At 58.3% G+C, this 20,515-nt stretch carries 24 protein-coding genes; 12 read left to right on the plus strand and 12 right to left on the minus strand.

Annotation, left to right across the window (positions count from 1 at the left end; translation table 11 throughout):
* The 9 genes from K0A93_00110 (at position 1) to K0A93_00150 (ending at position 7,148) form a co-directional block, all read left to right on the plus strand.
* Positions 1 to 255, plus strand: coding sequence for an acyl carrier protein (locus K0A93_00110; protein MBW6510506.1), 255 nt, complete (start codon positions 1 to 3; stop codon positions 253 to 255).
* Positions 252 to 1,445: a beta-ketoacyl-[acyl-carrier-protein] synthase family protein gene (locus tag K0A93_00115; GenBank protein ID MBW6510507.1), complete on the plus strand. Its 1,194-nt coding sequence runs from the start codon at positions 252 to 254 to the stop codon at positions 1,443 to 1,445. Before K0A93_00110 ends, K0A93_00115 begins: the two co-directional genes overlap by 4 nt.
* 1 nt (position 1,446) lies before the next feature.
* Positions 1,447 to 2,535 carry a beta-ketoacyl synthase chain length factor gene (locus K0A93_00120; protein MBW6510508.1) on the plus strand — a complete coding sequence of 363 codons (1,089 nt, stop codon included), beginning with the start codon at positions 1,447 to 1,449 and terminating at the stop codon, positions 2,533 to 2,535.
* Positions 2,536 to 2,542: 7 nt separating this feature from the next.
* Positions 2,543 to 3,109 (plus strand): acyloxyacyl hydrolase, encoded by a 567-nt coding sequence (locus K0A93_00125; GenBank protein MBW6510509.1) that lies wholly within the window; start codon positions 2,543 to 2,545, stop codon positions 3,107 to 3,109.
* Positions 3,110 to 3,274: 165 nt separating this feature from the next.
* Complete coding sequence (locus K0A93_00130; protein MBW6510510.1) at positions 3,275 to 3,721, plus strand: hypothetical protein; 447 nt, start codon at positions 3,275 to 3,277, stop codon at positions 3,719 to 3,721.
* On the plus strand, positions 3,718 to 4,722 hold the full coding sequence (locus K0A93_00135; GenBank protein ID MBW6510511.1) for a BtrH N-terminal domain-containing protein: 1,005 nt from the start codon (positions 3,718 to 3,720) through the stop codon (positions 4,720 to 4,722). Before K0A93_00130 ends, K0A93_00135 begins: the two co-directional genes overlap by 4 nt.
* Positions 4,723 to 4,740: 18 nt before the next feature.
* Positions 4,741 to 5,502: an ATP-binding cassette domain-containing protein gene (locus K0A93_00140; protein ID MBW6510512.1), complete on the plus strand. Its 762-nt coding sequence runs from the start codon at positions 4,741 to 4,743 to the stop codon at positions 5,500 to 5,502.
* A 6-nt stretch (positions 5,503 to 5,508) separates the two neighbouring features.
* A complete protein-coding gene (locus K0A93_00145; protein ID MBW6510513.1) occupies positions 5,509 to 6,831 on the plus strand; it encodes an ABC transporter permease in 1,323 nt (440 codons plus the stop codon).
* A 41-nt stretch (positions 6,832 to 6,872) separates the two neighbouring features.
* Complete coding sequence (locus K0A93_00150; protein MBW6510514.1) at positions 6,873 to 7,148, plus strand: acyl carrier protein; 276 nt, start codon at positions 6,873 to 6,875, stop codon at positions 7,146 to 7,148.
* A gap of 689 nt (positions 7,149 to 7,837) precedes the next feature.
* Here the strand turns inward: K0A93_00150 and K0A93_00155 are convergent.
* The 7 genes from K0A93_00155 to K0A93_00185 form a co-directional block, all read right to left on the minus strand.
* The gene (locus tag K0A93_00155; GenBank protein ID MBW6510515.1) at positions 7,838 to 8,152 is read right to left on the minus strand and encodes a HigA family addiction module antidote protein; all 315 of its coding nucleotides are present in this window, start codon (positions 8,150 to 8,152) and stop codon (positions 7,838 to 7,840) included.
* A 14-nt stretch (positions 8,153 to 8,166) separates the two neighbouring features.
* On the minus strand, positions 8,167 to 8,448 hold the full coding sequence (locus K0A93_00160) for a type II toxin-antitoxin system RelE/ParE family toxin (GenBank protein ID MBW6510516.1): 282 nt from the start codon (positions 8,446 to 8,448) through the stop codon (positions 8,167 to 8,169).
* Positions 8,449 to 8,692: 244 nt separating this feature from the next.
* The gene (locus K0A93_00165; protein ID MBW6510517.1) at positions 8,693 to 8,959 is read right to left on the minus strand and encodes a tyrosine-type recombinase/integrase; all 267 of its coding nucleotides are present in this window, start codon (positions 8,957 to 8,959) and stop codon (positions 8,693 to 8,695) included.
* 89 nt (positions 8,960 to 9,048) lie between these two features.
* Positions 9,049 to 9,861: a methyltransferase domain-containing protein gene (locus K0A93_00170; GenBank protein MBW6510518.1), complete on the minus strand. Its 813-nt coding sequence runs from the start codon at positions 9,859 to 9,861 to the stop codon at positions 9,049 to 9,051.
* On the minus strand, positions 9,858 to 10,661 hold the full coding sequence (locus K0A93_00175) for an alpha/beta fold hydrolase (GenBank protein ID MBW6510519.1): 804 nt from the start codon (positions 10,659 to 10,661) through the stop codon (positions 9,858 to 9,860). The genes K0A93_00170 and K0A93_00175 overlap by 4 nt, the downstream gene beginning before the upstream one ends.
* On the minus strand, positions 10,658 to 11,833 hold the full coding sequence (gene bioF, locus K0A93_00180; GenBank protein MBW6510520.1) for an 8-amino-7-oxononanoate synthase: 1,176 nt from the start codon (positions 11,831 to 11,833) through the stop codon (positions 10,658 to 10,660). The genes K0A93_00175 and bioF overlap by 4 nt, the downstream gene beginning before the upstream one ends.
* Positions 11,830 to 12,645, minus strand: coding sequence for a 6-carboxyhexanoate--CoA ligase (locus K0A93_00185; GenBank protein MBW6510521.1), 816 nt, complete (start codon positions 12,643 to 12,645; stop codon positions 11,830 to 11,832). The genes bioF and K0A93_00185 overlap by 4 nt, the downstream gene beginning before the upstream one ends.
* A gap of 263 nt (positions 12,646 to 12,908) precedes the next feature.
* On the opposite strand from K0A93_00185, the gene K0A93_00190 reads away from it, so the two are divergent.
* From K0A93_00190 to K0A93_00200, 3 genes are read left to right on the plus strand one after another with little or no spacing between them, the layout of a single operon-like run.
* Positions 12,909 to 13,703, plus strand: a complete 795-nt coding sequence (locus K0A93_00190) for a cytochrome c biogenesis protein (GenBank protein ID MBW6510522.1) — start codon at positions 12,909 to 12,911, stop codon at positions 13,701 to 13,703.
* A gap of 6 nt (positions 13,704 to 13,709) precedes the next feature.
* On the plus strand, positions 13,710 to 14,777 hold the full coding sequence (locus K0A93_00195) for a cytochrome c biogenesis protein ResB (GenBank protein MBW6510523.1): 1,068 nt from the start codon (positions 13,710 to 13,712) through the stop codon (positions 14,775 to 14,777).
* Between the two features lie 44 nt (positions 14,778 to 14,821).
* Positions 14,822 to 15,031, plus strand: a complete 210-nt coding sequence (locus K0A93_00200) for an RNA-binding S4 domain-containing protein (GenBank protein MBW6510524.1) — start codon at positions 14,822 to 14,824, stop codon at positions 15,029 to 15,031.
* 9 nt (positions 15,032 to 15,040) lie between these two features.
* On the opposite strand, the gene rodA is transcribed toward K0A93_00200, so the two are convergent.
* The 5 genes from rodA to K0A93_00225 form a co-directional block, all read right to left on the minus strand.
* Positions 15,041 to 16,135 (minus strand): rod shape-determining protein RodA, encoded by a 1,095-nt coding sequence (rodA, locus tag K0A93_00205; protein MBW6510525.1) that lies wholly within the window; start codon positions 16,133 to 16,135, stop codon positions 15,041 to 15,043.
* Positions 16,136 to 16,144: 9 nt separating this feature from the next.
* Entirely contained in the window at positions 16,145 to 17,998 is a 1,854-nt protein-coding gene (mrdA, locus tag K0A93_00210) for a penicillin-binding protein 2 (GenBank protein MBW6510526.1), read from the minus strand.
* Positions 17,998 to 18,522 (minus strand): rod shape-determining protein MreD, encoded by a 525-nt coding sequence (gene mreD, locus K0A93_00215; protein MBW6510527.1) that lies wholly within the window; start codon positions 18,520 to 18,522, stop codon positions 17,998 to 18,000. The genes mrdA and mreD overlap by 1 nt, the downstream gene beginning before the upstream one ends.
* On the minus strand, positions 18,519 to 19,334 hold the full coding sequence (gene mreC / locus K0A93_00220) for a rod shape-determining protein MreC (GenBank protein MBW6510528.1): 816 nt from the start codon (positions 19,332 to 19,334) through the stop codon (positions 18,519 to 18,521). Before mreC ends, mreD begins: the two co-directional genes overlap by 4 nt.
* Positions 19,335 to 19,430: 96 nt before the next feature.
* The gene (locus tag K0A93_00225; GenBank protein MBW6510529.1) at positions 19,431 to 20,465 is read right to left on the minus strand and encodes a rod shape-determining protein; all 1,035 of its coding nucleotides are present in this window, start codon (positions 20,463 to 20,465) and stop codon (positions 19,431 to 19,433) included.
* Between the last annotated feature and the right edge of the window lie 50 nt (positions 20,466 to 20,515).

Genomic DNA, 20,515 nt, shown 5'->3' on the forward strand with positions numbered 1-20,515 from the left:
ATGAGTGTGAAAGAAAAACTCAAACGAGTTTTGATCGAAGATCTTAACCTGGAAGATGTGGAACCAGACGAAATCGATGATGATATGGCGCTCTTCGGCGAGGGGCTGGGGCTGGATTCCCTCGACGCGGTGGAACTGGTGGTGATCGTGCAGAAGCATTTCGGAGTGGAAATCAAGGACATGGAAGAAGGGCGTCCGGCGTTGCAGACGATCAACACCCTGGCAAAATATATCGAGCAGCGGCTGGCGGGATGATTAAAACCGCGCCGATCGCCATAACCGGTCTCGGCTGTCTCTGTGCGGCGGGAATGAATCTCGCCGAATGTCTGGAGAGCATGTTCCGCAGTGAACGCAATCCGCATGCGCCGGTGCGTTTTTCGACCGATCATCCGGTCAGCTATCCGGTGCTGGAGTTGCGCGAGGATTTCAAACTTCCGCTCGATGATCAGCAGACGATCTACGCTCGCACCAGTCAACTGGCGCTGGCGGCGACGTTGGAAGCGTTGACCGATGCTGGCTGGGATGTCGCGAGTCTGCGCGGCAAGCGGGTCGGGGTGTGCATCGGCACCACTGTTGGTTGCGCGTTGAATTGTGACGATTTCTATCGGGCCTATAAAGATGGTGATGACCCCGAAATGGCGGCCATCGAGCGTTACCTGCGCAGCAACCCGGCGGCAGTCATTGCCCGGCAACTGAAACTGGACGGACCGAATCAGACTGTCGTCAACGCCTGCTCCTCCGGCACCGACGCCATCGGCCTGGGGGCGTCGTGGCTGCGCGCCGGGGCGTGCGATATCGTTATCGCCGGTGGCGCGGATGAACTGTCGCGAGTGACCTACGCTGGCTTCAGTTCCTTGATGATTACCGACACCGAGCCGTGCAAACCGTTTGACGTTAAACGTAAAGGACTGAATCTTGGCGAAGGGGCCGGTATTCTGATTCTCGAAAATGAATCGGTACGTGGCACCAAGGCGGCCCGTGGTTATGTACTCGGTTATGGTTCGGCCTGCGACGCCTATCACCTGACCGCGCCGCGACCCGATGGTGCCGGTCTTAAACAGGCGATGCAGGAGGCGTTTACCGCCGCCGGGGTGACTCCCGACCAGATCGCCTTCGTCAATGCCCACGGCACCGGCACCCCGGATAACGATCGGGTCGAAAGCCGGGTGTTGAGCGAGGTGCTGCCAGGGACACCGTTTGTTTCAACCAAAGGTTATACCGGTCATACCCTCGGCGCGGCCGGGGGGATCGAAGCGGTCTTTACCGTGGCCTGTTTGCAGCGCGGTGAAATTCCGGCCAATATCGGCTTTGTCGATGCCGATCCGGAGCTGCCGGGAACCCCGGTCACCGAAAACACCCGGATTGAGGGAACGGTTGCGCTGTCAGAGTCACTCGCCTTCGGCGGCAACAACGCCGTGGTGATTCTCGGTAAAGGAGCTGCATGATATGCGCATGGCGATTTCCGGCATAGGTATCTCCGGCGGGTTTGGCTGCGGCGTTGCGGCGTTGCGGCAGGCATTGCAGCGTGGCGTGGTCGAACCCCGGCAATGCAGTGTGGAGCGCAATGGCGCAACCGACACCTTTCCCGCCTATCGAACCTCAATTGAAGGGCTGGACGAGTTTATCCCCAAACGGGCATTGCGCCGCATCGATCATTTTTCAAAAATGACGCTGCATAGTGCCTGTCTGGCGTTGCAGGACGCCGGGTTGTCCGGCGGCGATCTCTCCCGCCTGGGGGTCATCATTGCCACCGGCTACGGGGCGTTGAAAACAACCTTCGATTTTCTCGATTCGTATCTCGACTTTGGCTATTCCTGTAGTTCTCCGACCCACTTTTCCAATTCGGTGCATAACGCTGCGGCGGCGCATGTATCGATGCACTTTAAGACGACGGCACCGAGTCTGACCGTGACCCAGTTCGAAATGTCGGTTCCGTCAGCGTTGCTGACGGCGCAGTTGTGGCTGGCCGAAGGGCGGGTCGATCAGGTGCTGTTCGGAACGATCGATGAATACTGCGCAGTGCTGCGCTATTGTCGCAGACAGTTTTTTGCAACAGGTGAACAGGGTCCGCTGCAACCGTTTACCTTTGCTGAACAGAGTGCCGTGGTTGGCGAAGGGGCCGCCTTTTTTGTCCTGAGCCGGGGGGAAGAAGATGCCCGTTACGGAGCGATTGATGCCGTTACCCTGGGTAATCATGCCGTTGTTCCACTGACCCTGCCGCACGATGATCTGTTGATCATCGGTGCCGATGGTCATGCGGAGTGTGGCCGCTGGTATGCGCAGGCGCTGACCGACCGCGCGGTGGCCGCGTATGCACCGTTGTACGGCAGCTTTCCGGCGGCTGCCGGGTTTGACCTGGCGGTCGCCGCGCTGTCACAGCAAGACGGGCTTCTCTACGCCAGTCCGGCGACGGCTGGCGCCGCGGACTCAGCACTACAAGTTGTCGCGGCCCGGCGACCGCTGGGGAAAGCAAATATCGCCTGTCTGAAATTCGGACCGGGTGGCGACTACGGTTTGATCCGGTTGTCACGCTGAGGGTGTGATGCGTGGTGTTCTGCTTATCCTTGCGATTCTGGGGCCGCTCCTTTTTGCCCGGCCACTCTCTGCGCAGGACGATGCCGCTGCTCTGGAACCCACGCGTTACGGGGTGGCGTTACTGGTCGGCTCCGCCTACGACCCGCACCGCATCGGGCTGGCGCTGGTGCAGGGGCAATTGCTGCTCGATTATGACCGCATTGCCTGGCACGCTGCTCCGCAAGCGCTGCGGCTCAAGTTTGAAGTCAATGCCGGACTGACCACCGATGGCCGCGATCGGGGACTCCTGGCGGTCAATATGTTGGCGCTACGTTACCTCGATGGTTTACAGGCTGGCCAATGGACCCCCTATATTGAAGCCGGTGTGGGGGTGATCTATACCGATTTCCAGGTAAAGGGGCAGGGGTTGCGGATCAATTTTAACCCCCAGGCGGGCGCCGGGGTTGCATACCTCCTGGCGGGCGGAGAAGCGGTAACGATGGCGTTGCGGCTGCATCATATTTCCAACGGTGATACCTACAAAGATAATCGTGGCGTCAATTCGGCGTTGCTGATGATCGGATATCTGTTCTAGTACCCTGTAACCCATAGGATTTCGAGGGATTGCGCAGGGCGTTGACGTGTCAGCCAGGCGCGATTTCTGTTGCCTAGCCGTAGCTAAACAGCTGAAATCGGAACGTAGCTGACGCGGCAAAGAACAAGCAAGATGCGAAAGATTATGGGTTACAGGGTGCTAGCGATGAAAAAAGAAGATGTTCCCCAGCAAGGCGGTTTGAACGCCGGATGTCGCGAAGTCAATTACGCTGTCGATGGTGACGGGCGCTATACGCTCGAATCAAGTGTTGGTTGGGAGGCGAAGAATATCGCCTTGCGCCAGGCCTGGGAGGCGATTGTTGAGCAACTGGCCGGCGTGATTGGTGAAATTAACGCCGGCAAGAAGAGCGCCCTGGCCTACCATATGACCAAAAATCAGATGGACCCGGCGCTGCTTGCCCAATATTCCGGTGTCGCCCGCTGGCGGGTGAAACGCCACCTGAAACCAGCCGTATTCGCCAAACTCAAAGATGCGGCGTTGTCTCCCTATGCCGAACTGTTCGGCATCAGTGTCGAGACGCTGCGGAGTGTGCCCGCGACCCCGGATCTGCTGCTGGATGAACTTGATCAATCAGAGGATGTGAATTTGTGAACATAGATTTTCCTCATCGTCAATTTGCCCATTGTGAAAGCGGCGTGACCGCCAACCTGCTCAATTTTCATGGTTTGCCCTGTTCTGAAGCACTGGTTTTCGGCATTGGCGCGGGGCTGTTCTTCGGTTATGTGCCCTTTATCAAACTTAACTTTCTGCCGTTGACCACCTTTCGTACCGGGCCGGGGAGCATTTTTAAAAAAGCGACCAGGCGGCTTGGCATCGAGGTGGGAAAACAGACGTTCAGAAATCCGCTCGCCGCAGAAAATGAAGTGGATCGTCTGCTGGCCGCAGGCTGTCCGGTCGGCGCTCAGACCGGGGTTTTTTGGCTACCGTACTTCCCTCCCGCGTTTCGCTTTCATTTTAACGGGCACAATCTGGTCATCTTCGGCAAGGAGGGGGATGACTATCTGATCAGCGACCCGATCTTTGAACAGCCGGTGCGTTGTCCGGCCGCCGATCTGCGCAAGGCGCGCTTTGCCAAGGGGGCGTTGGCACCCAGGGGGAAAATCTACTACATCGAAAAGATGCCGCAGCAGTTTGATCTGCCGCATGCGGTCGAGGCCGGTATCCGGGATGTGTGCCGGGTGATGCTGAAGACCCCGGTGCCGTTGGCGGGGGTACGCGGTATTCGCCTGCTGGCGCGGCAGATGGTCAAGTGGCCCGCCAAACTCGGCGAGAAAAAGACCATCCTCCAGCTCGGTCATATCATCCGCATGCAGGAAGAGATCGGCACCGGCGGTGGCGGTTTTCGCTTTATCTACGCGGCGTTCTTGCAGGAGGCCGCCGGGGTGCTGGAGAACGATAAACTGGTGACGTTGTCGCAGCGTTGCACCGAGGTTGGTGATCTGTGGCGCGATTTTGCCCTGATCGCCTCGCGCGTCTGCAAGGGGCGGGCGGCGGTGCAGGCTTCCTTCGATGATCTGGCGAAATTGCTGCATCAGTGTGCCAGCCAGGAGGAACGCCTTTTTAACGCCCTCCAGGCGGCGCTTGGCCGCTAATCTGAATCGCGAGAATTGATGACTTTACCTGCCGGCGACAATGTCATTGCGACCCAGGATCTGGTGAAACGCTATCCCGGTGCCGACCAGGCGGCGCTCAATGGCCTGACTTTGCAGGTCGCGCGCGGGACGGTTTTCGGTCTGCTCGGCCCCAACGGGGCGGGGAAGACGACGGCGATCTCGACGCTCTGCACCTTGTTGCGGCCGACCGCCGGGACGGCGACGGTACTGGGACACGATGTGGTGCGCGAGGCCGATGCGGTACGGCGGTTGATCGGTCTGGTGCCGCAGGATATCGCGCTTTATCCGAGTCTGACGGCGCGCGAAAATCTGCGCTACTTTGCCCGGATGGTGCGGGTTCCGGGGCGGCGGATTGAAGCGCGGGTCAGCGAGTGTCTGGAACTGGTCGGGCTGCTCGACTGTGCCGATCGGCGGATTGCGACCTATTCCGGGGGGATGAAGCGTCGCGCCAATCTGGCGGTGGGGATCCTCCATCAACCGGACATCCTCTTTCTGGATGAACCGACCGTCGGCATCGATGCCCAGTCACGCAACCTGATTCTGGAACGCCTCGCCGAACTGAATCGCGCCGGAATGACACTTCTCTACACGACGCACTACATGGAAGAGGCCCAGCAGCTCTGTGATCAAATCGCGATTATTGACGCTGGGAGAATTATCGCCAGCGGTGCCCCGGCGCAACTGGTGGCGGCCGCGGACGACTGTGCCAACCTTGAAGACCTGTTCCTGGCCCTGACCGGGAAACAGTTGCGCGACTGAGTGAACATGATGCTGTTGCTGGCGAATATCAAAAAAGAGCTGTTACTCCTCAGCCGCGATCGCGCCGGACTGCTGGTGTTGTTTGTGATGCCGATGCTGCTGGTGCTGGTGCTGGCGCTGATTCAGGACAACCTCTTTCGCGCTACCGGCGAAACCGCCACCCGCGCGCTCTTTGTCAATCTTGATGAAGGGGGGCTGGGGGCCGAGCTGGGCGCCAAGCTTGAAGCCACCGGGGCGCTTGAGCTGGTGGAGGAATTTGCCGGGCAGAAGATCAGCATCGAACAGGCACGGCAGACGGTTTTCAACGGCGATTATCAGTTTGCAATCGTGATTCCCCCGACATTTTCGGCGAACATCAATGCCGCCGCCGAAACGACGGCGCGGAGGGCGTTCCGTGAGGAGCAGAGTCCTCTGACTGCCAGTCAGTTAACGGTCTTTTTTGACCCAACCGTGCGCGGAGTTTATCGCACGGCGGTGGTCAATGCCTTGCAACGCGCTGTCCTCGGGCTCGATATCGCCCGCAAGAGTGAGGCGTTCGGGCGGCTGTTGCCGGATGAATTGCAACGCAGCATGAATGAACAAATGGGGCCGTTCTGGTCGGGCGGGATGCAACCGAAGCTGCCCCGGCTCTCCCCGGACTGGACCGGTCAGGCGTTGATTGAGCTGCACGAGGAATCGGCCTACCCGGAAAAATACGCCACCCTGCCAACCTCGGTGCAGCAGAATGTCCCGGCCTGGACCCTGTTCGGCATGTTCTTTATCGTTATTCCGCTGGCCGGAACCTTGATTCGTGAACGTCAGGAGGGGACCTTGACCCGCCTGATGACGATGCCGGTCGCAAATGCCAGCCTGCTGCTCGGCAAGGTGTTCGCTTATCTGCTGATCTGTCTGGTGCAATTTGGTCTGATGTTGGCGGTCGGTAAATTTATTCTGCCGCTGCTCGGCACGCCGGTGCTCGAACTCGGCTCCGCGCCCCTGGCGTTGCTGACGGTGGCGATCAGCGCGGCGCTGGCGGCATGTGGCTACGGGATTCTGGTGGGAGTGCTGGCACGCAGTTATGATCAGGCGTCGACCTTCGGCGCGGTGTCGGTGGTGATTGCGGCGGCGCTAGGCGGCGTGATGGTGCCGGTGTACGTGATGCCCCGGGTGATGCAGGATTTGAGCGCCATTTCTCCCCTTGGCTGGGGGCTTGATGCTTTTCTGGAAATATTTGTGCGCGGCGCTAATCTGGTCAGTGTGTTGCCGCAGGTTGCGGCACTGGTCGGGTTTTTTCTCGTCTGTATCGTTTTTGCCTCGCTCGTCTTTCGACGCTGGCGGCGCGGTGCATAGTTGGTGTGAACTGAATTGATTGAAGTCTGGAGCAGGTGGCTATGAGTGATAATCTGGAACGGGACCTGGCGGCGTTAATCATCGAATTTTGTAACGTGGAGGACGTTGTCCCCGAAGATGTCCCCCTCGACGTTCCGTTGATCGGCCCCGATTCTCCTTTCAATCTGGACTCCCTCGATGCGGTAGAAATCGTGGTCGCGGTACAAAAACGTTACGGCGCGCGCATCGAAGCCCAGGAGTCGAGTCGCCAGGTGCTGGGAAGCCTGTCCGCGCTGGCTGATTTTGTGCGCCGGGAGCGGACCGATCGATCGGCGTGAGAGGTGAAACAATTTAGAAGAAGGGCCGCGACCCGCGAAGTTGCTTTTCGATTCAGTAGAAGATTGAAACATAAACCGGCGTGTTTCGTCCCGCCAGCCGACATTCTTTTGCCCGGCAGCAAAAGGATGCAAAAGTGCCTTTCGCTTGCAGCGGGCATGGTGGTTTGCATGATGCGGTGGTTTCTCTGGAGGGCACGACAGGAGACGATATGCTGCTCATCTGCACCGGGACGGGGCCTCTTCTTATGGGGCCGTTTTCGTTAAGTTGTTTTGCCACCGGGTTTCATGGCGGCTTCAATTCAGAACTCCCTGCTCACGACGAAGACGCCGACAGGCACGGGGCGAAAAGAACAGCCCCGTTAGACGCGGCAGATGCGCATCGACCGTGTCTCTTGCACGAAATCATCAGAGTACATCGCAGTTTGCATCCGACATGCTCCATGCAATGGCAGGCCCTTTTCTGCTTACTCTTTTGGGCCAGCAAAAGAGTGAGGCGGCAGCGGGCCGCGACCCGCGAAGTTGCTTTTCAGATTTTCAAGCCAGAGCACTCAATTTAACCAGCTTAACTATGTCCCCCTATTATTCTCCCTATTATTCTGTTTTTTATTCTGTTTTTTATTCTAACGCCCGCTATCACCGGTGACAAAACCAGAGCGAAGCGGAGGTTTTGTCATCGGTGCATGGCTTGGTTATGCAGCATGTAGCGGCTTGATTCGATTTACTTCTTCCCTGACCGACTGAGCGGCCGTCCAAAGATCAACAGATCGCTGCGCATTCAGCCAGAATTCCGGCGAATTACCAAACAAACGGGCAAGCCGGAGCGCCATTTCTGGACTGACAGCACGACGCTCGCGCAGTAATTCATTAACTGTCTGACGAGAGACGCCCAGAGATTCAGCCAATACCGAAACGGTAAGGCCATAGTCCGGAAGAAAATCTTCCCTCAGCATTTCGCCAGGATGAGTCGGTTTGCGCTGCATGCCGGCAGTATTAAGAATAGCCATAGTCATCACCTCACTCAGTGGTAGTCACACACTTCGACTTCATACGCATCGCCGTCTTCGAAACGAAAACAGATACGCCACTGATCATTTATTGAAATTGCGTGCTGCCCCTGCCTGCTTCCCGACAGTGGGTGAAGGCGATTGCCGGGCGGCACTTTTAAATCCTCAAGCTGTACGGCCAGATCCACGTATTCAAGTTTTCTAGCGGCTCTCGATGCAACATCCGCAGGAAATTTCTTTGACTTGCCCTTGGAGTAGAGTTCTTGGGTTCGTTTGTCAGCGAAGGATTTGATCATGAAACGAAGTGTAGTGCATCACGTGACACTTGTCAAGATGATCTGGAAATGACAGCATAACAGTATTTAGACTAGTCAGTATAAGACGCCAATTTGCGGCCCGATGCCGCATAAGACACCAAAACAGATTTGACCATGCCAACATAACACGCTGAACTCAAACAGCAATAACAATTTCAACATGATATGACGGGGTTTGATACGGACCCGGATAAGAACCCAATTTCTACCAACAGATTTACTATTAAAGGCCATCCATCGGGCTACGAACCCCGGAAGGTCCGCGATTGAGAACGTGAGTGTAGATCATCGTCGTCTTGACGTCATTGTGCCCAAGCAACTCCTGGACGGTTCGAATATCGTATCCTGCCTCAAGCAGTTGGGTCGCAAAAGAATGGCGAAAGGTATGGCAAGAGGGAAAAGAGAACCTGGCCGATACGTATGACATGTAAACCCTCGCAAACGCACAAAAGCCGCCCGGCAGCATTTGCTGCGTGAGCGGCTTCATCATCGTATCAATTGTAAATTTGTTTCTCCCCTCTCATCCTCCTGAAACACCAGACCTTCATCCCTTATACAAAAACCATGAAAATCAGTCAATTAATCATTTTTTCGCCCCACCCCGTACACCACCTGATAGGTTGCCGGAACCGACCCGCCGGTTGCGTAGATCGCGGTATAAAGCTCCATCATCCGCTGGGTAACCCGCCACAACCCCAGCCCAGCCGGACGCTCTTTGGCGGCGTTCTGGGCGCCGACATGCTTGATGTTCTTCAGCAGCGTCGCGACATCCGGATGATGTTCCACCTCATAAGCCGTCTCCAGCCGCACCGCTTCAAATCCGGCGCTGGCCAGCGCCTGCCGCACCTCGGCGACGCTGACAAACTCCTGCATATGTGAGGGGTAGGGGTTGCCGAGTTCATCGAGCGCCTGCTGATAGGAGACGCGCAGCTCTTTCAGCGTGTCGGTGACGAAGAGCGCAAACACAAACGCACCCCCGGGACGCAGAACCCGGTGATTTTCGGCGAAGGCGCCGGGCAGATCGTTGACCCACTGGTACATTGATGAGGACACCACCATGCCGAAGCGCGCGGGGCCGACCGGGAGCGCTTGCGCGTCGGCATTGAACGCTGTCACCCCGGCCAACTGAGTGGCGGCGCAGCAGGTCATGCCATGGGCGATATCGGCGATCGCCAGCGGCAAGCGGGGAAAACGGGTAGAAAGTTGTCGCGCCAGTTCGCCGGTGCCGCAGCCGATGTCGAGCACCGGACCGAGGTCGGCGGCGGCGCTCGGCAGCAGGGTCAGCAGTCGGCGGACGACCTGTTTCTGCACCACCGCATAGCGGTCGTACTCGACGGCGTGGGCGGAAAAGTGGCGGCTGACCTGGCGCGGGACAACTTCGGTGGGAGTCATGACAGAAACTCGCGCCACAAGGTGACCATCTCTTCGGGGCGACTGAAAAACGGCGCATGGCCGATGCCGGGCAGTTCGATCAGTTCGGCGTGCGGCAACTGCGTCGCCAGATAACGCCCGGCGGCAATCGGCACGATCTGGTCACTGCTTCCGTGAACGATCAGGGCCGGCATCTTGATCTGCGCCAACTGGGCGCGCTGATCGGCACTGGCGAGGGTCTCCAGCACCGCCAAGGCGACTTCGCTGGCGGGTAATTTTGCCGGTCGCACGGCAAATTGCGCAATCGCGTGCAGCCGCTCGCGGGGCAGCGCCTCACCGGCGAACTGGAGGTGAAAGAACTCTTCCAGCGTTTTGGCGTAGGCGCGACGGATATTGCGCCCCATCGCCTTCACCTGAGCCGCCGGCAAGCCCCCCTCCCAGCCGTCACCGTTGGCAAACCGGGGGGTGGTCGCAATCAGCACCAGGCGTTCGACCGGGCCCCGCGGGAGGGAGCAAAGTTCACCCGCCACCTGGCCGCCGAGGGACCAGCCGAGCAGCGCACAGCGCTCCAGCCCGAGGCCCGCAATCCATTGGCGCAGATCGGTGGCAAAATCGGCCAGCGCGTAGCCGTCTCCCGGTGCCGATGCGCCGTGGCCGCGCAGATCGGGGATCAGGACCCGAAAATCATCCGCCAGCTGCTGCGCCACCTCACTGAAGACCAGCGACGACATCGTCCAGCCGTGGAGCATGATCAGCGGCGGACCGTTGCCGATTTCGCGGTAAGCCAGCAGCCGACCGTCGGCGAGGGGGAACGCCTTCACCCCTTCACCGGGGCGAGAAGTTTGAGAATCGCGTCAGCCGCGCGTTCCAGATCGACGCGCTGATGGTCGGCCATCAGCGTCGCACGCAGGCGACACTGTCCGGCGGGAACGGTTGGCGGACGAATCCCTGAAAGGAAGATATCCTGGTCGAGCAACGCCCCCGCCGCCGCCATCGTCGGCGCGGGCTCGCCGGTGAGGATCGGCACAATCTGGGTTTCACTGCCCAGCAGATCGGCACCACCGGCATTCAGTCGCGCGGCAAAATAGTCGCGATTGGCACTCAGCTGGTTGCGCCGCCGTCGTCCCTCGTCACTGTCGATTATCGCCAGCGCTTCGCAGGCGGCGGCGGCCACCGCTGGCGGCAGGCTGGTGGAAAAGATGAAGGGGCGGCTATGGTTGATCAACATATCGATCACCGCACGCTCGGCGGCCAGATAGGCACCGGCGCAACCCAGTGCTTTGCCGAGCGTCCCCATGTGCAGATCGACATCAGCAAGGCAGCCGAGGGCTTCGGCGCTACCGCGACCGGTGGCACCGAGGACCCCGGTGCCGTGGGCATCGTCGACCATCAGCAACGTGTCATAACGTTGCTTCAGCGCCACCAGCTCCGGCAGACGCGCCAGATCCCCGTCCATGCTGAATACCCCGTCGGTGATGATTACCCAGCGCCCCTTGCGGCGTGGCAACTCGGCGACCATCAGTTGTTCAAGTGCAACGCTGTCATTGTGCGGATAAACAACGGTGCGCGCCTGCGCCAGACGGCACCCGTCGATAATCGAGGCATGGTTGAGGGCATCGGAAAAGATCAGGTCGTCGGGACCGAACAACCCCTGCGGGATACCGGTGTTGGCGGCGTAACCGGAATTGAAGAGCAATGCACCTTCAGTCCCTTTGAAGGCGGCGAGCGCATCTTCCAGGGCGTGGTGCGCACGCATCGATCCGGAAACCAGACGGCTGGCACCGGAACCAACCCCATAGTCGGTGAGCGCCTGGCAGGCGGCCTCGATCAGGCGTGGATGTCCGGCGAGGCCGAGGTAGTTATTGGAACAGAGCAGCAGGACGTGCCGCCCGTTGAGTTCCACCCAGGGTCCCTGAATGCCGTCGATATCGCGCAGCGAACGCAACATATTGCGTTGTGCGAGATCATCCAGATGTGCCTGCCATGCCTTCATATCCATTCCTCCCACAGGCGCGGCGAGCGAATCAGCCCGACCCGATCGAAGAGCACCGGGGTGCGTTGCAAAAACTCGATAGCAGCGGCAAGCTCGAAATGTGCACGGTCGATAAAAAAGACCCGGCCGCCGCACTCCTCTCCCGCCGGTTTAAGCTGCGGGAAGCGCACATAGCCGATCGCGGCGGCGGCGACATAACCGGCCACATAGTCCGGATCGTCGGACCAGCAGAGTTCGGCGATAATCCCGGGGGTGAGCAGCACCTTGCCGGCCAGAATCAGCGCCTCGCGCACATGGGGATTATCAAGGCTGACGGTACGTAACTGGTGGGCCAGTTCGGACGCCGCTAGTGCGGTGAGATCCATGCGGCTGACGCGCACGCCGCGCGCCGGATCGGGGTCGAGCCGTTCGCCGGTCGTGGCGTCGAGAAGCAGTGCGCCGCGCATGCTGACGCCGCCGGGAGCCGCCCCGGCGGTCAACAGGTCGATAGCGCGCGCAACGACCGGGGGCGCGACGCCGCAGCGCTCCAGACAGCGCCCCGCCAGTTCGCGGCCGTGCCGGTAATCGCTCACCGTCAGCGTGGTCAGTTCGGGCAGCCGCGCACGCTGCGGTTCACCGGTCAGTGCCTCGACGGTAATGCGGATCGATTCGGCGCAGCCGCGCGGATGGGTCATCGCCCGGCGCGCCAACGCGGCCGCCATCCTCTCGACATCGAGCGCAGTGCCGATCCGTTCCGCGCCGGAGAGGTGACTGCCGCCGCGTTCGGCACGCATGCGGATGCTGTAAAGCAGATCTTTATTGCAGGTTGTCATGGCGGAAAATTAGCATGCAGTAACAGCCTTGTCAACTGAACTGTTGGCTACGGTTGACAATCAAATAAAAGCCGGTTTCGCTTTTTTATAAACCAGAATTATGTTAGAAAAGAGCCTGTTTTCACCACCAAGAGCACGGAGCACACGAAGCCAACAAGACACCACAGGGTTGCTTCTTCGTGACCTTCGTGCCTTCAGTGAACAACGTGAGCGGGTGGTGAAATGATTTGGCGCCTCCAACGACCACAGAAAAAGACACTGCAATGATGACCAAAATCATGCTCTACTCTGCCTTCGCCGCCTATGCCGCATCCGTTCTTTGTTACCTGCTCAATGTCGGACTGAAGCGCCGGAGCCTGCAAACCGGCGCCCTGCTCCTGGTGCTGATCGGTTTTGCCATTCAGACCACCCAGCTTGGTCTGCGCTGGAATGCTGCCGGATTTCTGCCGGTGACCAATCTTTTTGCCACCCAGTTTTTCTTCAGCTGGGCGCTCGCCGCAACTTATCTCTACTTTGAACTGCGTTACCGGATTCACGCCAGTGGCCTGTTTGTGATGTTTATGAATCTGCTGCTGCTCGGTAGCGCCCTGCCTCGCGACCCGCAGTTGCCACCGCTGATTCCGAGTCTCGACACGCCACTCTTTACCCTGCATATCATCTTCTCGTTCGTCGGTTACGCCCTCTTTGCGATGGCGTTTTCTCTCGGCGTCCTCTACTTGTTTCAACGCCATATCGGCGCACACCAGTTGCCGGAATTGAGTCAGTTGCGCAAGCTGAACGAAGAGGCGATTTTTCTCGGGTTCGCCCTCTTTACCCTGTGCATGATCGCTGGCAGCCTCTGGGCGTATATCGCCTGGGGGACTTACTTTTCATGGAATATCAAGAGTGTCTGGTCAACCTTGGTGTGGATCTTCTACGCCGGGATGTGTCATGCCAAGTTTATCCGCCGCTGGCAGGGGAGCGGCTACGCCTGGCTGTCGATTGCCGGATTCGGCGTCGTCCTGTTTACCTATCTCGGCATCGGGCTGCTGCTCGAAAGCAACCATCCGCTGGAGTAAGACGCCATGGCCACGGACAAGACATTTGCGCAATCGCTCTGGAGCTGGTGCTGCTCACTCAAGCTGACCATCGTCCTCGCCTCCCTCGCCACCCTGCTGACCATGGGCGGCTCACTGGTGATGCACTTCAACCCGCGGGTGTTCAGCGGCATGGACATGCAGGTCCTCAACGACTGGTGGCAGCTGCGCGGGGCCGACAATCTGCGCTTGAGCTGGTGGCTGCCGGCGGCCGGCATCAGCTCGGTTCTACTCGCGCTCAATACCCTGTGTTGCCTGATCGATTGGCTGGGAAAGGTTAAAACCCGCTGGCGAAAAAGCGGCGAATACTGCATCCACTGCGGTTTCATCCTGATCGTCGCCGCTTTCTGCTGGGGTGGCTTCGGCGGTTGGCGTCTGCCGGAACAGATCCTTCAGGTCGGCCAGACCTTGCCCCTGCCGGACTTGCCCGGTCACTATCTGCGCCTGGATCATTTCCAACCGGTCATCGGCGACAGCGGTCGCCCCCTCGACATGCTCAGTGACCTTTCATTGTTGCGCGGTGACCGGGTGCTCAAACAGGAGCAGGTGAAGACCAATACTCCGCTGATTTACGGTGGGCTGGTGGTCGTGCCGGTCTCATTTGGCCAGCGTGCCGACGGCTTTCGCTTCGCCACGGCCAACGGGATAATCGAACTGCGCCAGGGAGCGCAGCTGGCGCTGGCGGATAACGGTTTAGACCTTCAGGTCCTGAACTTCTGGCCCGATGCCATCCGCTCCGGCGCTGGTCAGGTGGTGTACCGGGGAGACCAGCTGAACAATCCGGCCTTTGACTTCGTCCTGAGTCGCGCCGGTCAGCCGCTCTGGCGCGGCTGGTATCTGTTGCGCGAGGGCTTGCCGCAGGAACTGCGTCGCTACGGGGTGATCCTCCGCCCCACCGAACCGCTCGGTCGTTACTACAGCGTCCTCACCGCCAATTATGATCCGGGGGCGTATCTGGCGCTGGTCGGTTCGGTCTTGATCGGGATAGGTGTATGGCTGGCGCTCTTTTCGTTCTACTACAAACGCGCGCGCGGCGATCGGCCGGATGTGGTGTGAGTGCGCGCTAAATTTGCCCGCAATGATGAGGAGCTGCTTTGGCCATGATCACCTTTGAACTCGAAGACAGTGCCTACATTGAACTCAATAATCTGCTCAAAATCACCGGGCTGGTGTCCAGCGGCGGACTGGCGAAAGCGTTGATCGCGGACGGACTGGTCACCGTCGATGGTCAGGTGGAGTTGCGTAAACGCTGCAAAATCAGATCCGGGCAGCGGGTGGTGTTTAATGACCAGCAGGTCACTGTTGTGTAATCGTTCCGGCTAAAAAACAAACCGGCGTATACTGACATTGAGTAGCACCCCGACCCCCAACATCGTGGTCAGCATACTGGTCCCGCCGTAGGAAAAGAGCGGCAGAGGGACTCCGACGACCGGTAATAAGCCGATGACCATGGCGAGGTTGACGACAATGTGCCAGAAAAGCATGGCGGTTACGCCAACGGCGAGGAACATGCCGAACGGATCGGCGGCGACGCGCGCGATATAGATGCCCCATAAAATCAACAGCAGGTAGAGTACAAGGAGGAGGAATGAGCCGGAAAACCCCCACTCCTCGGCAAAGACGGAAAAAGCAAAGTCGGTGTGACGTTCGGGGAGAAAGGACAGTTGTGACTGGGTGCCATGCATATACCCGCGCCCCCACAAACTGCCGCTGCCGACCGCAATTTTTGACTGAATGATGTGGTAACCGGCACCAAGCGGATCAAGCTCGGGGTTGAGAAAAGTCATGATCCGGCGCTTTTGATAAGCGTGCAGTAAAAACCACCCCCCCACCGCCAGCAGCCCCCCCGAACCACCAAGAAAGATCAGTGCGGGTTTCTTTATTCCGGCGAACATCCCCATCGTTCCGCCAATGAAGACCACCATCAGTGCCGTTCCGAGGTCGGGTTGTTTCATGATCATCACCACCGGAACCCCGATCAACGCCAGCGGTATCGTCAGTTCAAGAAGACTGAAACCGAACAACGAACTGCGTTCACTCAGGTAGTAAGCCAGCGCGATGATGATCACAATCTTCATCAATTCACTCGGTTGCAGATTCATAAAGCCGAGACGAATCCAGCGGGTTGCCCCCATTCTGGCTTCCCCCGCAACAAGCACAAAGAGCAGCAGCAGCAGATTCACGCCATAAAGGTAAAAACCGGCATATTGCAGGTGACGATAATCGAACAGACTGACGCCCAGGGCAACCACCAGCCCACCCCCGATCCAGGTCAGCTGTTTCAGGTAAAACGCCGAATGGACAGCTCCGTTGGAGGTCGCACTGTAAAGGTTGACCACCCCGGCGGTTGCCAGCAACAGCACGATCAAAATCAGAACCCAGTCAAAGTTGGTCAGTAACCGTCGATCAAACATGGCTTGTTTTCATCTTTGTCTTTCCGGTTTGGTGCCTGCGCTGCTGAAATAGCTGGCGAGGACCGCTCTGACAATAGGCGCGGCTGCGCTGCCGCCGTGTTCGCCGTGTTCTACCACCACCGCAACCGCAATTTCCGGATTTTGTGCCGGGGCATAGGCAATGAAGAGCGCGTGATCACGGAACTGGTAGGGAATTTCCTCTCCCTGGGACCGTTCTTCTTCTTCATCGCTTTTACGCCGCACCACTTGTGCCGTCCCGGTCTTTCCGGCAACCCTGATCCCCGCCAGGCGAGCGGCCCACCCGGTTCCGCCGCTCTCGTTGACAACCGCCTCCATCCCCTGCTGTACTGCTTTCAAGGCCCGTGGGTCGAGAGCCGTGTCGATGAGCATTTCCGGTTCGGTCGCAAACAGAGTCTCTCCGTCCAGCGATTCGACCCGGTTAACCGCGCGGGGTCGCCAAACCTTCCCCCCGTTGGCAATCGTGGCGGTCATCACCGCCAACTGGAGCGGCGTGGTGAGCACGTACCCCTGACCGATCGCGGCGATAACCGTCTCGCCATCGTACCAGCGATCATTAAAACGCCGCTTTTTCCACTGCTGAGTGGGAATCAATCCTGACCGTTCGGTGTCCAGGGCAAAGCCAAGTTCTTTGCCCAGACCGAGGGCGAACGCCATCTTTGAAAGCTGGTCGATCCCGGTGGCAACGCCAGCTTGATAAAACCAGACATCGCAACTCTCGCGCATTGCTTTTTTCAGATCGGTCGGGCCATGTCCCCCCTTCTTCCAGCAGCGATAGGTCGCTGGTCCAAGTTCAAAGCTGCCCTTGCAGTTAACGCTAAAATCTGCATTGACACTCGCTGACTGCAACGCGGCCAGTGCAGTAACCGGTTTGAAGGTCGATCCCGGCGGGTACTGGCCGCGTAAAGCCTTGTCCTGCATCGGGTGACGGGGGTTGTTGAGCAACGTCTGCCACTCTTCAGCATTGATCCCCCGCGCAAAGGAGGCGGGGCCGTAGGGTGGACGACTGGCCAGCGCCAGAATTTCACCATTACGCACATCAAGCGCGACAATCGCCCCTGACTGATCGCCAAAAGCGTCTTCCGCCACCTGCTGGATATCGCGGCGAATGGTCATAAAGACCTTGTTCCCCGGTATCGGTGCAACCAGATTGAGAATCCGCAGCTCACGGCCACGGACATCCACCTCGACCCGCCGTTCGCCATCGATCCCGCGCAGATATGATTCAAACTCACGTTCCAGACCGGCCCGCCCGACCAATGCATCGGGACGATAGCCGCCAAAAGCCGCCGAACGCTGTTCCTGCTCGGAAATCATTCCCAGGTAGCCAAACAGGTGAGACGCCAGTTCCGCGTAAGGGTAGGCGCGCAATGGCTTGACTTCGACCAGTACGCCCGGCAAATGCACAGAATTTTCCTGAACCCGATCGACGCAGTCGCGATTCACATCCCCGGCCAGCATTATCGGCTGATAACGCGGCTGTTTTTTCCCTCTCACCCACCGTTCACGCAATAACGGGACCGGCACATCGAGCAGGGGCGCTAATTGCCCAAACAGGTGCTCGGGATCCTCGACTTCCTGACGCAAGGCAACAATGTCGAAAGCTGGGCGGTTGTCGAGCAACAGATTGCCGTTGCGATCATAGACATATCCGCGCGGCGCTTCAACCGGCAGAAAACGGCTGCGGTTTTTTTCAGCCAGTCGCTGATAATATTCACTGCGCACCCCCTGGAGATACCAGAGACGCAGGATCAAGAGGAGGAAAACAACTGCGGCGCAAATCGACAGATAAATGAAACGTCGCCTGAAAACTGGTAGTTCGGCCCACCCCGGCTTCAGTTTCATCAGACATCATCCAGGCGCTGGACACCAGGAATATCCAGGCGGGGGAAACGGCGTTGAAGGGTACTGAGAAACATGATCAACAGCCCGGTCGCGAGTAAATTAAGGAGCGTCTGCGGAAAGAGTTGCCAGAAAATCAGCCAGACACCACCAGAAATGTCCGCAAAATAGGCCAGCGAAAAGAATAGCGCGGCGACATGCAAAATCGTTCCACTCCCCACCAGCACGATCAGCGAAGCGGAACTTTCAGTGTTCATGCGGCTGGCAATCCCCCGCGTAAAATAATAAACGAGCAAAAAAGTAAACCCGTGCAATCCCCAAAAGGGGCCGGCAAAGACATCGTAAAGGGAACCGAACAGATAGACCAGCAGACCGCCTTTGATGAGTGATTCGTGCAGCGCGAGATAAACCGTCAGAATTAACAAAAATTCCGGTTTGAGTGGGCGGAGCGGGAAGAACGCGAGGAACGCTGTTTGCACCAGGACAACGAGTAATCCTGTCAACAGATAAACAATCAGCCGACTCATGATTCCTCCGGCAGCAAGACCAGCACATCCTCAAGGCGAGCAAAATCGGCCAGCGGCACCATTTCAACCTGTTGAAAAAGTCCATACTCGTCAACGTCAACCTTGCTGGCAATCCCGAGCGGCAGACCTTTGGGGAAGACCCCGCCGGTCCCGGCAGTAACAATCCGGTCACCAACTGCAATCGGCTGCTGACGTAAAACAAATTCAAAAGAGAGGGTTGTGCCCCGACCGCGGCAAATGCCGCGGGTCCGGTTCTGCTGAATAATCGCCGCAACCGCTGAGGACGCATCGGTAATCAACAGCACCCGCGACTCGCGCACGGAAACACGAATGATCCGGCCCACCACCCCCTCCGCGACAACCACCGGCAGCCCTTCACGCAGCCCGTGTTTCGCACCTTTGTCGATAACGACCGTCTGAAACCAGTTGGTCGCGTCCTCGGCGATCACGCGGGCCGGCAAGGTGCGTAACTTGATTTCCTGCTTGAAGTTGAGCAGTTTGCGCAAACGATCGTTCTCAAGGCTGACTTCTGTAACCGCCGCCAACTGACCACGCAAGCGGCGATTTTCGTCCTGCAGTTGTTCGTTGCGGGAAGCGGTTTCAACCAACCACAGGTAATGGGTCCAGAGTTCAGCAGTACGCTGACACGCGGAGGTGATGAGATGCTGGAGCGGAGCAGTGAGGGAGATCACCGCGCGTTCAAAAAGACTGCTCGAAGCAGTCGCGCGCAAACCGACCGTATAGAAAAGCAGTGCCGCCAGAAGCAGCAGCAGGGCAAGAATTTTCGGACGATACCGGGAGAAAAAATTCATCAGTTCCGCGTTTCAAAATAGGCAAAGAGGGCCGCGGCCCTCTTCAATCAATACGGAACGACATCCGCCGACGGCTGGCAGTCTGATGTGCCGTCATCAGGAGGAAACGGTGACACGCTTCAACAAATCGAGTTGGTCAAGGACCTTGCCCGAACCAAGGACGACACAGGTCAGCGGATCTTCGGCAACAACAACGGGCAGACCGGTCTCCTCGCGGAGCAGGATATCCAGGTTGCGCAGATAGGCCCCGCCACCGGCGAGGACGATCCCCTTGTCGACAATATCCGATGCCAGTTCGGGAGGAGTCTGCTCCAGCGCAATCCGCACCGCTTCGACAATCGCATTGATCGGTTCGGAGATTGCCTCACGAATTTCATTTGAATCGATCTCGCGGGTCTTGGGGATACCACTGACCAGATCACGCCCCTTGACATCCATGCAGTGGATTTCGTCATCAGGGTAAGCACTGCCGATTTCGATCTTGATCTGCTCGGCGGTCCGGTCACCGACGAGGAGATTGTATTTACGTTTGAGATACTGCACGATCGCTTCGTCGATCTTGTCCCCCCCGACGCGGACACTTTTGGCGTAGACGATCCCCGCCAGCGAGATCACCGCAACCTCGGTCGTCCCGCCACCGATATCAACGATCATGTTGCCGGACGCCTCGGTGATCGGCATCCCCGCACCGATCGCTGCGGCCATCGGCTCTTCGATCAGGTAAACTTCCCGCGCTCCGGCCGATTCAGCCGATTCCTTGACCGCGCGTTTTTCCACCTGAGTAATCCCCGACGGCACACAGATGACGATCCGGGGGCGCACCAGTGTTTTGCGGTTGTGCACCTTGCGAATAAAATAACGCAACATCTCCTCGGTGACATCAAAATCGGCAATGACCCCATCCTTCATCGGCCGGATCGCGACAATGCTGCCGGGGGTCCGCCCCAACATCAGTTTAGCCTCCGTGCCGACCGCGAGAACCTTTTTTTGTCCCAGCGCATCCCGTTGGATCGCCACCACTGATGGCTCACTCACAACCACCCCTTTGCCTTTTACGTACACCAGCGTGTTCGCCGTGCCCAGGTCAATGGCGAGATCATTCGAGAACAAACCCCAGATTGAGTTGAAGATATTCACTGGTAACTCCCCGTATCCTTTAACTGCTCCGTTCGAAGCGAATT

This window comes from Desulfuromonadaceae bacterium (assembly GCA_019429445.1).
Classification (GTDB): Bacteria; Desulfobacterota; Desulfuromonadia; order Desulfuromonadales; family JAHYIW01; genus JAHYIW01.